Source organism: Stappia sp. TSB10GB4, from assembly GCF_900185745.1.
Taxonomy (GTDB): Bacteria; Pseudomonadota; Alphaproteobacteria; order Rhizobiales; family Stappiaceae; genus Stappia.
On sequence record NZ_FYAV01000028.1, the window covers coordinates 121,177 to 134,220 of the forward strand.

General features: G+C 68.5%; 10 protein-coding genes. 3 read left to right on the top strand and 7 right to left on the bottom strand.

Going from position 1 to position 13,044, the window contains the following annotated elements:
- Positions 1-73: 73 nt before the first annotated feature.
- The 7 genes from TSB10GB4_RS04210 to TSB10GB4_RS04240 all read right to left on the bottom strand — a co-directional run bounded on the left by TSB10GB4_RS04210 (position 74) and on the right by TSB10GB4_RS04240 (position 7,926).
- A complete protein-coding gene (locus tag TSB10GB4_RS04210) occupies positions 74-1,471 on the bottom strand; it encodes an NAD(P)(+) transhydrogenase (Re/Si-specific) subunit beta (protein WP_186394678.1) in 1,398 nt (465 codons plus the stop codon).
- A gap of 13 nt (positions 1,472-1,484) precedes the next feature.
- Positions 1,485-1,961, bottom strand: a complete 477-nt coding sequence (locus TSB10GB4_RS04215; RefSeq protein WP_186394679.1) for a proton-translocating transhydrogenase family protein — start codon at positions 1,959-1,961, stop codon at positions 1,485-1,487.
- A 10-nt stretch (positions 1,962-1,971) separates the two neighbouring features.
- The gene (locus TSB10GB4_RS04220) at positions 1,972-3,111 is read right to left on the bottom strand and encodes a Re/Si-specific NAD(P)(+) transhydrogenase subunit alpha (RefSeq protein ID WP_186394680.1); all 1,140 of its coding nucleotides are present in this window, start codon (positions 3,109-3,111) and stop codon (positions 1,972-1,974) included.
- A 49-nt stretch (positions 3,112-3,160) separates the two neighbouring features.
- Positions 3,161-3,445, bottom strand: coding sequence for an aa3-type cytochrome c oxidase subunit IV (locus TSB10GB4_RS04225; protein ID WP_186390349.1), 285 nt, complete (start codon positions 3,443-3,445; stop codon positions 3,161-3,163).
- A gap of 164 nt (positions 3,446-3,609) precedes the next feature.
- The gene (locus TSB10GB4_RS04230) at positions 3,610-4,992 is read right to left on the bottom strand and encodes an AarF/ABC1/UbiB kinase family protein (protein WP_186394681.1); all 1,383 of its coding nucleotides are present in this window, start codon (positions 4,990-4,992) and stop codon (positions 3,610-3,612) included.
- A gap of 91 nt (positions 4,993-5,083) precedes the next feature.
- Complete coding sequence (locus TSB10GB4_RS04235) at positions 5,084-6,082, bottom strand: DUF3445 domain-containing protein (protein WP_186394682.1); 999 nt, start codon at positions 6,080-6,082, stop codon at positions 5,084-5,086.
- Positions 6,079-7,926: a M3 family oligoendopeptidase gene (locus TSB10GB4_RS04240; RefSeq protein ID WP_186394683.1), complete on the bottom strand. Its 1,848-nt coding sequence runs from the start codon at positions 7,924-7,926 to the stop codon at positions 6,079-6,081. Before TSB10GB4_RS04240 ends, TSB10GB4_RS04235 begins: the two co-directional genes overlap by 4 nt.
- A 208-nt stretch (positions 7,927-8,134) precedes the next feature.
- Between TSB10GB4_RS04240 and TSB10GB4_RS04245 the strand changes: the two genes are divergently transcribed.
- From TSB10GB4_RS04245 to TSB10GB4_RS04255, 3 genes are all read left to right on the top strand, one after another.
- A complete protein-coding gene (locus TSB10GB4_RS04245; RefSeq protein ID WP_186394684.1) occupies positions 8,135-9,697 on the top strand; it encodes a sigma-54 dependent transcriptional regulator in 1,563 nt (520 codons plus the stop codon).
- A gap of 121 nt (positions 9,698-9,818) precedes the next feature.
- Complete coding sequence (locus TSB10GB4_RS04250) at positions 9,819-11,654, top strand: murein L,D-transpeptidase (protein WP_186394685.1); 1,836 nt, start codon at positions 9,819-9,821, stop codon at positions 11,652-11,654.
- 556 nt (positions 11,655-12,210) lie between these two features.
- A partial coding sequence (locus TSB10GB4_RS04255) for a DUF882 domain-containing protein (RefSeq protein ID WP_371328851.1) occupies positions 12,211-13,044 on the top strand: 834 nt, incomplete at its 3' end.

The following is a 13,044-nucleotide window of genomic DNA, read 5'->3' on the forward strand; positions in this document are numbered from 1 at the left end:
TCCGGGCCGAGAAACGCAAACGGCGCGCCCCCAGGGAGGCGCGCCGCGACTTGCGTGTCTGGATGAGCGGTGCTCAGAGCGCCTTGACGATGCCCTCGGTCATCTTCTTGGCGTCGCCGAACAGCATCATCGTCTTGTCCAGGAAGAACAGCTCGTTCTGGATGCCGGCATAGCCGGAGCCCATGCCGCGCTTGACGAAGAGCACCGTGCCGGCCTTGTCGACATCGAGGATCGGCATGCCGTAGATCGGCGAGGACGGGTCGTCGCGCGCCGCCGGGTTGGTGACGTCGTTGGCGCCGATGACATAGACGACGTCGGCCTGGGCGAACTCGGAGTTGATGTCCTCCAGCTCGAAGACCTCGTCATACGGCACGTTGGCCTCTGCCAGGAGCACGTTCATGTGGCCGGGCATGCGGCCCGCCACCGGGTGGATGGCGTATTTGACCTCGACGCCCTCCTCCTTGAGCGTGTCGGCGAGCTCGCGCAGGGCGTGCTGCGCCTGGGCCACCGCCATGCCGTAGCCCGGCACGATGATCACCTTGGCGGCGTTCTTCATGATGAAGGCCGCGTCCTCGGCCGAACCCTGCTTGACCGGACGGTCGTCCGCCCCGCCGCCGCCGGCCGCGGCGGTCTCGCCGCCGAAGCCGCCGAGAATGACGGAGATGAAGGAGCGGTTCATGCCCTTGCACATGATGTAGGACAGGATCGCGCCCGAGGAGCCGACCAGCGCGCCGACGACGATCAGCGCCATGTTGCCGAGCGTGAAGCCGATGCCGGCGGCCGCCCAGCCCGAATAGGAGTTGAGCATCGACACCACGACCGGCATGTCCGCGCCGCCGATCGGGATGATCATCAGGCCGCCGAAGACCAGCGACAGGACGACGATCATCCAGAACACGGTGTGGCTCTCGGTCGCCACGAAGACGGCGACCAGCACGACGATCAGGGCCGCCAGGCCGCCATTGATGACATGGCGCATGGGCAGCAGGATCGGCGCGCCGGACATGCGCCCGTCGAGCTTGGCGAAGGCGATGACCGAGCCGGTGAAGGTGATCGCGCCGATGGCGACGCCGAGCGACATCTCCACGAGGCTCGCCCCGTGGATGGTGCCGACCGTGCCGAGGCCGAAGGCCTGCGGCGCATAGAGCGCGCCGGCGGCGACCAGCACCGCGGCCATGCCGACCAGCGAGTGGAAGGCGGCGACGAGCTGCGGCATCGCCGTCATCGGCACGCGCCTGGCGATCACCGCGCCGATGCCGCCGCCGATGGCGAGGCCGGCAACGATCAGTGCCAGGCCGCTGAAGCCGGGTGCGGCGGTCAGCAGGGTCGTGACGATGGCAATCGCCATGCCGACCATGCCGAACAGGTTGCCCTGGCGCGAGGTCTCCGGGCTGGACAGCCCGCGCAGCGCCAGGATGAAGAGAACAGCCGAAATCACATAGAGGACGGCGGTGACATTGGCGGAAAGCATCGTGTCCGGCCCCCTATCTCTGCTTCTTCTTGTACATGGCGAGCATGCGCTGGGTGACCAGGAAGCCGCCGAAGATGTTGACGCTGGCCATGACCAGCGCCAGGAAGCCGAAGCCCCGGGCGTGAGCCGCGCCATCGGCGGCAAGGTCGACGCCCACGGCCAGCAGCGCGCCGACCACGATCACGCTCGAAATGGCGTTGGTGACCGACATCAGGGGCGTGTGCAGGGCCGGCGTCACCGACCAGACCACGTAGTAGCCGACGAAGATCGCCAGCACGAAGATGGTGAACTGGAAGACGAAGGGATCGATCGCCCCGCCGGTGAGGGCGGAGGCGGCATGGGCGAGCGAGTCGCTCGCCCCGCCGGCGATCTGGTCCGCATAGGCGCGGGCGGCATCGGCCGCCGCCTGTGCGGTCTCGGCCGCCTCGCGCGCGGCCTCGGCCGCGGCGCGGGCGCGCTCCAGCGTTTCGTTGGCGTTGAGTTCCGACATGGCGTCCCCCTTATCCGGCTGCCGGCGCGAAGGCCGGGTGCACCACCTTGCCGTCATGGGTGAGGGCGGTCGCCTTGACGAGCTCGTCCTCCCAGTTCACGGCAATGGCCTTCGCCTCCTTGTCGACCAGCGTTTCGGCGAAGGCGACCAGGTTCTTGGCATAGAGCGCCGAGGCGGAGGCGGCGATCCGGCCGGGTACGTTGAGATGACCGACGATGCGGACCTCGCCGACCTTCGCCACCTGGCCGGGCACCGCGCCCTCGACATTGCCGCCGCGCTCGACCGCGAGATCGACGATCACCGAGCCGGGCTTCATCGAGGCGACCATGTCCTTGCTGATCAGGCGCGGCGCGGGCCGGCCGGGGATCAGGGCGGTGGTGATGACGATGTCCTGCTTGGCGATATGCGAGGCGACCAGTTCGGCCTGCTTCTTCTTGTACTCGTCCGACATTTCCTTGGCGTAGCCGCCGGCCGTCTCCGCCTGGCGGAACTCGTCGTCCTCCACGGCGATGAACTTGGCGCCGAGCGATTCGACCTGCTCCTTGGCGGCCGGGCGCACGTCGGTGGCGCTGACCACGGCGCCGAGACGGCGGGCGGTGGCGATGGCCTGCAGACCGGCGACGCCGGCGCCCATGACGAAGACGCGGGCGGCGGGAACCGTGCCGGCGGCGGTCATCATCATCGGCATGGCGCGGTCATATTCGGCGGCGCCGTCGATGACGGCCTGATAGCCGGCAAGGTTGGCCTGCGAGGACAGCACGTCCATGACCTGGGCGCGGGTGATGCGCGGCATGAACTCCATGGCAAAGGCGGAGATGCCGGCCTCGGCCATCGCCTTGACCGCGTCGTCATGGCCGTAAGGGTCCATGGTGGCGATGACGACGGCGCCTTTCTTCATCAGCCCAAGCTCGGCCGCGCTGGGGCGGCGGACCTTGAGGATGAGGTCGGCGCCGTCGAGCGCCGCCTTCGCCGTCTTGGCGATGGTGGCGCCGGCGGCCTCGTAATCGGCATCGACGATGCGCGACGCCGTGCCGGCGCCGGCTTCCACAGCGACCGCGAAACCGAGCGAGACGAACCGCTTCACGGTGTCGGGCGTTGCGGCGACGCGCGTTTCTCCTGCCTCGCTCTCGCGGGGCACAGCGAGTTTCATCGGTTGTCTCCTCCCAGGATGCGGATGACTGCGACCGCGAGAATTGCGGTCAAGCGGCGGTGACGATCGCGATCAGGCTGGCGACGACGAACACCACGGCGGACGGGATCCAGCCCTTGGCGCCGCTGGCAAGACCGACGGCCGCCGCGACGAGGGTGGCGATCAGCGCGATCCAGCCGAAGAACGTGCCGGCGCTGCCGCCGAAGGTGAAGAGGATGAGGCACAGCATCACATTCAGGGCGGCGACGGTGCCGACCTTGGAAAAGTTGATGAAGCCGTTATAGGTGCGCTCGTGCTCTGCGTAGTCCATCGACGGAGCGTTGTTGTCTGCCATGGATCCCTCTTGTGGCCAGGGTGGTTGTTTGGCGTACTTATAGCAGACAGAAACCCTTGGGCAACGCGCAGTTTGCACCGCGGGACAAGCTGCGGGACGGGGGGCGCGCAGGGAGCGGAAAGCCGGTCGCGACCCGCCGGAGCGGATGCAGGACGGGCGGGGCGTCAGGAGGACGGGCGCGGGGCGAGGCCGACCCCTTGCAGCAGCGCCTGCTGGCGGGCGGCGACGGTGCTCTCCTCGAAATCCTCGATCTGCTCGTTGAACAGGCGGTAGAAGTTCAGCTCGGCCTTCAGATGCAGGAAGACGCCGCCGAGGCCAATCGCCGCACGGTCCATGAAGACGAATTCGCGCGGCACCGTCACCGGGCCTTTCTGCTTCAGCGCCTGATGGACGCGGAAGGCCTCGCGGCGGCCGTATTCGGCCGGCTTGATGCCGTCGGCGATGGAACGCACCCGGTCGCTCAAGAGCGGGCCGTAGATGAAGCGCGCCCAGATGTTGAGGATGTCGATCAGCTCGCGGCTGAGGCCGCGAAAGCCCCAGCGCTCATAGGCGGAGACGACGAGGTCGTCGTCGCCATGCAGCAACCCGCGATAGAGATCGACGACGCCCTGGACGAAGCCGGGCGGGAAGATGCGGATGCAGCCATAGTCGAGCAGGTTGATGCCGGCCGGCGCATCGCCGTCGGTGAAGACCGTGTAGTTGCCCAGATGCGGGTCGCCATGGATCAGGCCGTGATGGCTGAACGGGTGCCACCAGGCGCGGAACATGACTTCGGCGAGGCGGTTGCGGTCCTCCAGCGGATGGTCCTTGAAGCTCAGCAGCGGCCGGCCGTCGAGCCAGGACATGGTGAGCAGGCGCCCGGTCGACAGCTCCGCCCGCAGCCGCGGCACACGGATGCGCGGCTCGTCCGCGAAGATCTGCGCATAGGCGGCCATGTGGCGGGCCTCGCGCACATAGTCGAGCTCCTCGCGCACCCGGTCGCCGATCTCGCGGGCAATCTCGCTGGTGTCGATGGCCGGTCCCATGCGGCGATGGACGGAGAACAGCAGCGACAACTGGCGCAGGTCCGCCTCCACCGTGGAGGCCATGTCCGGATATTGCAGCTTGCAGGCAAGCTCCTCGCCGTCCTGCGCGCGGGCCCAGTGCACCTGGCCGAGCGAGGCGGCAGCCGCGGGCTCCCGCTCGAAGCTGGCGAAGCGCCCCTGCCAGTCGCGGCCGAGCTCCGCCGACATGCGCCGCTTGACGAAGGCCCAGCCCATCGGCGGGGCATCGGACTGAAGCTGCGCCAGTTCGGCGGCATATTCGGGCGGCACCGCATCGGGAATGGTGGAGATGAGCTGCGCCACCTTCATCAACGGACCCTTGAGCCCGCCGAGGGCGGCGGCAAGCTCGGCCGCCTGCTTCTCGTTGTCGATGGTGTAGCCGAAGACGCGCGCGCCGGCGATCTTCGCGGCGAGACCGCCCATGTTGGCGCCGACGCGGGCATAGCGTCCGACGCGGGCGGTCAAGCGGTTCTGCTCGCGGTCGCGGGGTGGCTGTGTGCTCATTCGTGCCTCGGCCTGTCGCGGAGCGGGATGCCCCGACCTGCTGCTACGTCCTGACAGATATAGGGGATCGATCCGGATCCGGCAGGGGCACTCACGCCGGGGGTCGGGAGGGCGCGAGGGAGGCGGCGAGGCTTTCCAGGGCGGCGGCGATGGCGTCGCGGTCGGCGGCAAGGCCCTTGTAGGCGGCCTGGGCGGCATCCAGCTCCAGCAATTGCCGGCGCAGGCCCTGCGCCAGCTCGCTCCCCTGCGGATGGCGCGCGAAGGCGGCGACCGGATCGTGATGGATGCGGATGGTGAAGAGGATGTCGCCGCTTTGCGGCAGGCGGCGCAGGGTCTGGCGCTCGACCCGCACATGCAGGCCGCCGGCCTCGTCGCGCGCCAGCCGGTGCGGATCGGTGCCGTCCGCGGCGATCCGCTTGGGGAACGGGCGGTGCAGCGCCGGGCCGGTATAGAGCGACCAGTTGAGCCGCCAGCTCGGCCGCTCGACGGGAAGATTGTCGAAGATGCGTGCGACCATCGGCCCCATGCGCCCGTCGTTGAAGCCGGGGACCGTCTCGTGGATCGCGGTCATCGGCTGGGCGAACTTATCCGTGAGCGACCAGGAGGAGGGAAAGCACAGCGCGCCGGCGGCAAGGCGGTAGCCTTGCGGCGAGGCGCGCATCAGGATCAGGTCCTCCTGCACCAGCCGGGCGGCGCGGGCGAGCGGGATGTCGCCCGGATCGGCAAGATCGATCACGCGCCCGGTGGGCAGGATGCGGATCGCCGTGCCCTCGCGGCGGTAGAGGTCCGGGAAACGGTTCGGCAGGTGGTTGCCGAGAAGATCGAGCACTTCCTGCTGGGCGCTTTCCGTTCCCTCTTCCGCGAGCAGGACGGGCGCCTCGCCGCCGCCGGCGAGCAGGCGCTCCTTCTCGTCGAGCTGTTCGGCGAGCCGGGCGTCGGGCTCGATCCAGTCGGCAAGGTCGAGCGGCTGCAAGCCGACGCTGAAGGGCCGGGCCGAGCCGTCATAGGGCGTGTGGGAAAAGGGGGTGTGGGAAACGGGCGGGCCGGCGGGGGAGGGCCTGTCGCCTCCCTCGCCCGTGGTCGTGCTCATGCGTCGAGCCGCTCCAGCTCGTCGATGAAGCCGGCGATCACCGACAGGCCCTTGCGCCAGAAGGCGGGGTCGGTGGCATCCAGCCCGAACGGGGCGAGCAGCTCCGAATGGTGCCTGGTGCCGCCGGCCGACAGCATGGCGAAATACTTGTCCTGGAAGCCGGCCTCTGCATCCTCGTAGACCGCGTAGAGCGAGTTCACCAGGCAGTCGCCGAAGGCATAGGCATAGACATAGAAGGGCGAGTGGATGAAGTGCGGGATATAGGTCCAGTAGGTCTCGTAGCCCTCACTGAGGCGAATGGCCGGGCCAAGGCTCTCCGCCTGCACCGACATCCACAGATCGCACAGGTCGGCCGAGGTCAGCTCGCCCTCGCGCCGCGCCGTGTGGATCTTGCGCTCGAACGTGTAGAAGGCGATCTGGCGGACCACCGTGTTGATCATGTCCTCGACCTTGCCGGCCAGCAGGATCTTGCGCTTTTGCGGCGTCTCGGCCTGGCCGAGCAGCGCCTTGAAGGTCAGCATCTCGCCGAACACGCTGGCCGTTTCGGCGAGCGTCAGCGGCGTCGGCGCCATCAGGGCGCCGTTCGGCGCGGCCAGCACCTGGTGGACGCCGTGGCCGAGTTCATGGGCAAGCGTCATGACGTCGCGGGTGCGGCCCTGATAGTTGAGCAGCACGTAAGGGTGGGCGCTCGGGACGGTCGGATGGGCGAAGGCGCCCGGCGCCTTGCCGGCCCGCGCCGGGGCGTCGATCCAGCCCTTGTCGAAGAAGTCGCGGGCGATGTCCGCCATCTTCGGCGAGAAGCGGCCATAGGCGGCAAGCACGGTGTCGCGCGCCTCGTCCCAGGGGATGCGGCGGGTGTCGGCGGAGGGGAGCGGCGCGTTGCGGTCCCAGAAATCCAGCACGTCGCGGCCGAGCCAGCCGGCCTTCATCGCATAGTAGCGGTGGGAGAGGGACGGATAGGCCTCGCGCACCGCCTCGACCAGCGCGTCGACCACCTCGCGCTCGACCCGGTTGGCAAGGTGCCGGCTGTCGGCGATGTCGGCAAAGCCGCGCCAGCGGTCGGAGATTTCCTTGTCCTTGGCCAGCGTGTTGGTGATCAGCGTGAAGACCGGCAGGTTCTGGCGGAAGGTGGTGCTCAGCGCCTTCGCCGCCGTCTCGCGGCGCGCCGCATCGGCGTCCTGCAACAGGTTGAGGGTCGGCTCCAGCGATAGTTCGGTGCCCTCGACATCGAAGCGCAGGCCCGCCATGGTCTCGTCGAACAGCCGGTTCCAGGCGCCGGCGCCGGTCACCGACTTCTCGTGGAAGAGCTGCTCGATGCGGTCCTCGAGCTGGTAGGGCCGGGTCTTGCGGATGTCGTCGAGCCAGGGGCGGTAATGCGCCAGGTCCGGATCGCCGGCGGCCTCGTCGAGCACCGCGTCGTCGATGCGGTTGAGCTCCAGCGCGAAGAAGATCAGATGGGTGCTGGCGGTGGTCAGCTTCTCCTGCACGTCGCCATAGAACTTCTGGCGCACCGGATCGGTGGTGTTACCGGCATAGAACAGGCCGGCAAAGGAGGCGAGGCGGCCCATCAGGTCGTCGAGCGCCTCCATCTCGCGGATCGCGGCGGCGAGCTGCGCGCCGGAGCGGCGGGCGATCTCCTCCAGCCTGCCCTTGTAGCGCTCTTCGAAGGCGCTGGCATCGCGGGCCGCCCGCGCCAGATCGGTGGGGACCTGCGGCGCGTCGTGGCCGGGATAGAGGTCGGCAAGGTTCCACTCCGGCAGGGCGCCGAGCTCGCTCGCCGCGCTGCCGCCTTCCGCCGCCGAGCGGGCGATCCGTGCCTGTGTCCAGCCTGCCCTGTCGGTCATGACGTCTCCGCTCTCGTGTTCTGGTCTCGTGTTCTTGCGCGGGCGCTCGTGCCGCGCCTTCCTGTGTCTGGATATTGTGAATTGTCGGTGGAGGGCAACGCCTAAAGACCGGGCAGGCGAGGGGCCTTCGGCAAACGTGGACATTTTGTTTACCGGTGCGCGGCTACGGTGACCCGAATTGAGACAGTTCCGAAAGGCAGGCGCACGCATGATCCCGACAGGCGGACGCATCCTCATCGCCGACGACGATCCGGTGCAGCGGCGCCTGCTGGAAGAGGCGGTCAAGCGGTTCGGCTACCGCGCGCGCAGCGTCGAGAACGGCGCGGAAGCCGTGGCGCTGATGGCCTCGCCGGACGGCAACGACATAAATCTCGTCATTCTCGACCTGGTGATGCCGGAGCTCGACGGCATGGGCGTGATCGCGCGCTTGCGCGAGATGAAGAAGACCGTGCCGATCATCGTGCAGACGGCGCATGCCGGCATCGATGCGGCGGTCAACGCGATCCGCGCCGGGGCGCAGGACTTCGTGGTCAAGCCGGTGTCGCCGGAGCGGCTGGAAGTGGCGATCCGCACCTTCATGCGCATGTCGGCGCTGGAGGGCGAGATCACCCGCATCCATAAGCAGGCGAGCGGCACCTTCTCCTTCGACGACATCGTCACCCGTTCGGAGGCGATGGAACGGGTGATCCGGGTTGGGCGGCGGGCGGCGACCTCGCATATTCCGGTGCTGATCGAGGGCGAATCGGGCGTCGGCAAGGAGCTGATCGCCCGCGCCATTCAAGGCTCCAGCGAGCGGCGGGCGAAGCCCTTCATCACCGTCAATTGCGGCGCGATCCCCGAGCACTTGGTCGAATCGATCCTGTTCGGCCACGAGAAGGGGGCGTTCACCGGGGCGGTCGACAAGCATATCGGCAAGTTCCAGGAAGCCCATGGCGGCACGCTGTTCCTCGACGAGGTCGGCGAATTGTCGCTCGACATCCAGGTCAAGCTGCTGCGCGCACTGCAGGAGGGTGAGATCGACCCGATCGGCGCCAGGCGGCCGGTGAAGGTCGACTTCCGGCTGATCTCGGCGACCAACCGGCGGCTGATCGACCTGGTCAAGGACGGCCAGTTCCGCGAGGACCTCTACTACCGGCTCAACGTCTTCCCGCTGTGGCTGCCGCCGCTGCGCGACCGGCGCGAGGACATTCCCGACCTGGTGCGGCACTTCCTGGCGCGGTTCGCGGCCGAGGAGGGGCGGCCGCAGATCGCGACCGTGGCGCCCGCCGCCATCGCCATGCTGCAGGCCTATGACTGGCCGGGCAACATCCGCCAGCTCGAGAACGCGGTGTTCCGCGCCGTGGTGCTGTGCGAGGGCGATCACCTCAGCCCGGACGATTTTCCGCAGGTGCAGGCGAGCGTCGGCAGCGCGGCGACGGCCGTGCGGATGTCGGCGGCCCGCCCAGTGGAGACGGATCGCGACACTGTGACGGCGCAGGCGAGCGAGACAGCGCCCGCGGCGATGCCGGTGCCGGAGACGGCCGGCGTTGCCCTTGCCGATGGCGGGAGCGGACCGGCGGCGCCGTTCGGCTTCGTGCGCTCGCTCGACGATCATGGTCATGTGCGCAAGCTGGAAGAGGTGGAGGCGGAGATGATCCGCACCGCCATCGACCACTATGGCGGGCGGATGACCGAGGTCGCGCGCAGGTTGTCGATCGGCCGGTCCACCCTTTATCGCAAGTTGAAGGACTATGGCCTCGATGCAACAGGCGATGCCGAGGCGGCCGAGTAGCGGCTCCCATGACGCAACGTGACTTGCATTGCCGGAACCCAGCCGGCTTGCTGGGGTTTCATACAAGAGAATCACCTTGGCGCGGGCCGGTTTGCCCGTGCCGGACAACCGGATGAGCTTCATGGACCGCAGCCTTCGTTTTCGCCCGGCCCGCATCGCCGCCGCCACCTTCGCCGGCCTGATGCTGACGAGCGCGCTGCCGGCGCTGGCGACAACGGGTTCGATCACGGGTGCCGACACTGCGGCCGCCGTCGCGACGCCGCTGCCCCAGCCGCTGCCCGAGCCGGCGCTGGCCACCCTGCTGCAAACGGGGGCGGGGCTTGCCGACAGCGACGGGGCGCTGCCGTTCATGAGCGCCGAGCGGCGCCGGCAGCTCGTCGAGTTCTACGCCGCGCGCGGCCATGAATTGCTGTGGATCGCCGACGGCGTGCCGACGCTGGAGGCGCGGCGGCTGGTGGCCCGTCTGGCCCAGGCCGAGCGCGACGGGCTGCGGCGGGCGGACTATGCCCTGCCGGGCGATCTGGCGCGCTCCGCCGGGAGGATGGACGAGGAACGGGCGGCGCGGTTCGAGGTGCTGCTGTCGGCGGCGGCGCTCGCCTATGCCGAACATGCGCAGGCCGGCCGTATCGCGCCGTCGTCGCTGTCGCGGAACGTGACGCTGGAGCCGCAGCGCCCGGATGCGCAAGGCGTGCTGGCGGCGCTGGCCGCCGCCACCGACGCGGCGACGACGCTCGACGGCTACAATCCGCCGCAGCCTGGCTTTGCGGCGCTGCGCGAGAAACTGGCCGAGATCCGCGCACAGGACCGGCAGGAGACGCCGCCACTGGTGCCGGAGGGCGCGGCGCTGAAGGAAGGCATGAGCGATCCGCGCGTTGCCGTGCTGCGCGCCCGGCTCGGCATGGAGCCGGCGGGTGAGGCGGAACTGTTCGACGCGCGGGTGAAGGACGCGGTGGTCGCCTTCCAGAGCGAGAACGGGCTGCAGGCTGACGGGGTCGTCGGCAGCCGGACCCTGCTGGCGCTGAACGCCGCCGCCGAGGACGGCATGACCGTCTCCGATATCCTCGCCAACATGGAGCGCTGGCGCTGGATGCCGCGCGACATGGGCGCCTTCCACATCTTCGTCAACATTCCGGAATTCTCGGCGCGGCTGTTCCGCGACGGGGCGCAGGTCTACGAGACCCGCGTCGTGGTCGGCAAGCCGTCGAACCAGACGCCGGTGTTCTCCGACGTGATGGACCACGTCATCGTCAATCCCTACTGGAACGTGCCCTATTCGATCGCCTCGGAAGAACTGCTGCCGTCGATCCTGTCGGATGCGAGCTACCTGCCGCGGCGCAATTACGAGGTGCTGGCCGGGGGCCGCGTCGTCGATCCGGCCTCGGTCGACTGGTCGGGCGTCAACCTCAACCAGGTGCGCATCCGCCAGCGGCCGGGCGATGGCAACGCGCTCGGGCAGATCAAGTTCATGTTCCCCAACCGGCACGCGGTCTATCTGCACGACACGCCGTCGAAGAGCCTGTTTGCCCGCTCTGCCCGCGCCTTCTCGCATGGCTGCGTGCGGGTGCAGGACCCGTTTGCCTTCGCCGACGCCCTGCTGCAACTCGACACGCAATGGACGGCGGCGCGGCTGAAGTCGATGATCGGCGGCGAGGAGAAGCGGGCCGACCTGACCCGGCCGGTGCCGGTGCACCTTGCCTATTTCACCGCCTTTGTCGACGAGAACGGCAAGCTGCAGCGCCGCCCCGATATCTATGGACATAATGCCGCGCTGACCAAGGCGCTGGAGATCGAGGGCTGGGAGGACTGGCAGCGCTTCGCCGTCGCTCCCCCGGTCAAGCGCGCCCGGCCGCCGGCGGCGCCGGTGGCGGAGGCCCCGAAAAAGCAGAAGGTGGTCGATCTCGCGGCCGAGCGGCAGCGCATGTTCGACCGCCGCCAGCGGGCCAGCTCCGACTACTGAGGCGCGCGCAAGCGCTCCCCTAGTCGCCCGAATCCGAAGTTCGTCACATGTCTCGGCATGCTCTGAACGAACTTCAGATTCAAAAGGGTGACTAGCAAGTCTATGTTTCTATTGTGGTTTTCGAATTTGAAATACGCTCACCGGCACGCTGCCAAAAATGAGGCGTATTTCAAATTCACCACACTAGGGCGAGCCCCATGCCCCGCCGGCCCGTCGGTTGCGCCGGCGGCGCGCCCGGTATCGATCTCCAGAACGCCGCGTGCGGGGGGGGCAAGCGGCCCCTGGCGGAGCCTCGACCGGGTCTTGACGGGGGGAGCTAGCTGGGCGAAAACCCGGGTTGTCAGCATTTTTTCCGGGATTGATGCGCATTTGCCACGATTTGCGCTCATTTCGGAATACGGTAAAGGCTTCTTAACTTCGGTCCCTTACATCAGTCCGACGGGGGGCGATGTTCGGCTGAACCGCCGGCAAACAAGCGAGACTGACATTGCTCGAGGCATGGTTTTCCCGGCTGCGATATCGCGCGTTGCCCGTATTGGCGCTTGCCGCATTCGCCGTGGCACTGCTGTCGCCGATGTCGCTGTCTCCGGCATCCGCCGAGACGCGGACCCTGAAGCTCTACAACACCCATACGCATGAGCGGGTTTCGATCACCTTCAAGCGGAACGGCCGCTATGTGTCGGAAGGCCTGCGCGAGCTGAACCGCTTCCTGCGCGACTGGCGGCGCAACGAAAGCACGCAGATGGATCCGCAGCTCTTCGATCTCATCTGGGAAGTGTATCAGCAGGCCGGCACCAGCGAAGCGATCCACGTTGTCTCCGCCTATCGCTCGCCGGCGACCAACAACATGCTGCGCGACCGCTCGCGCGGCGTCGCCAAGAGCAGCCAGCACACGCGCGGCAAGGCGATGGACTTCTTCATCCCCGGCGTCGACATCAACAGGCTGCGGGCGCTCGGCCTGCGCAAGGAGATCGGCGGCGTCGGCTTCTATCCCAGTTCCCGTACGCCGTTCGTCCATATGGACACGGGCTCGGTGCGGCACTGGCCGCGCATGACCCGCTCGCAGCTCGCCGGCGTGTTCCCGCGCGGCGACACCATTCACGTTCCCAGCGACGGCAAGAAGATGCCCGGCTATGCCGAGGCGCTGGCGCGGCATCAGCGCGGCGCCTCCAGCCGGCCGACCGCCGTGGCCAGCGTGTCGACGTCGCCGACCCGGCGCTCCGGCGATCTGGAAGAGCGCGGCATCGCCCGCCTGCCGGCCGGCGGCGCCCGCTCGAGCGGGCCCGGACTGTTCGCCCGCATCTTCGGCGGCGACGAGGACGAGGGCGAGGATGTCTCGACGCAGCCGACGCCGCCCGCACCGGTGCGCACGCAGGTCGCCAGTGCGCCG

What these genes read in the sequence shown, in the direction of transcription:
- TSB10GB4_RS04210 (WP_186394678.1), bottom strand. Translation starts at nt 1,471, where the DNA reads ATGCTTTCCGCCAATGTCACCGCCGTCCTCTATGTGATTTCGGCTGTT.
- TSB10GB4_RS04215 (WP_186394679.1), bottom strand. Translation starts at nt 1,961, where the DNA reads ATGTCGGAACTCAACGCCAACGAAACGCTGGAGCGCGCCCGCGCCGCG.
- TSB10GB4_RS04220 (WP_186394680.1), bottom strand. Translation starts at nt 3,111, where the DNA reads ATGAAACTCGCTGTGCCCCGCGAGAGCGAGGCAGGAGAAACGCGCGTC.
- TSB10GB4_RS04225 (WP_186390349.1), bottom strand. Translation starts at nt 3,445, where the DNA reads ATGGCAGACAACAACGCTCCGTCGATGGACTACGCAGAGCACGAGCGC.
- TSB10GB4_RS04230 (WP_186394681.1), bottom strand. Translation starts at nt 4,992, where the DNA reads ATGAGCACACAGCCACCCCGCGACCGCGAGCAGAACCGCTTGACCGCC.
- TSB10GB4_RS04235 (WP_186394682.1), bottom strand. Translation starts at nt 6,082, where the DNA reads ATGAGCACGACCACGGGCGAGGGAGGCGACAGGCCCTCCCCCGCCGGC.
- TSB10GB4_RS04240 (WP_186394683.1), bottom strand. Translation starts at nt 7,926, where the DNA reads ATGACCGACAGGGCAGGCTGGACACAGGCACGGATCGCCCGCTCGGCG.
- TSB10GB4_RS04245 (WP_186394684.1), top strand. Translation starts at nt 8,135, where the DNA reads ATGATCCCGACAGGCGGACGCATCCTCATCGCCGACGACGATCCGGTG.
- TSB10GB4_RS04250 (WP_186394685.1), top strand. Translation starts at nt 9,819, where the DNA reads ATGGACCGCAGCCTTCGTTTTCGCCCGGCCCGCATCGCCGCCGCCACC.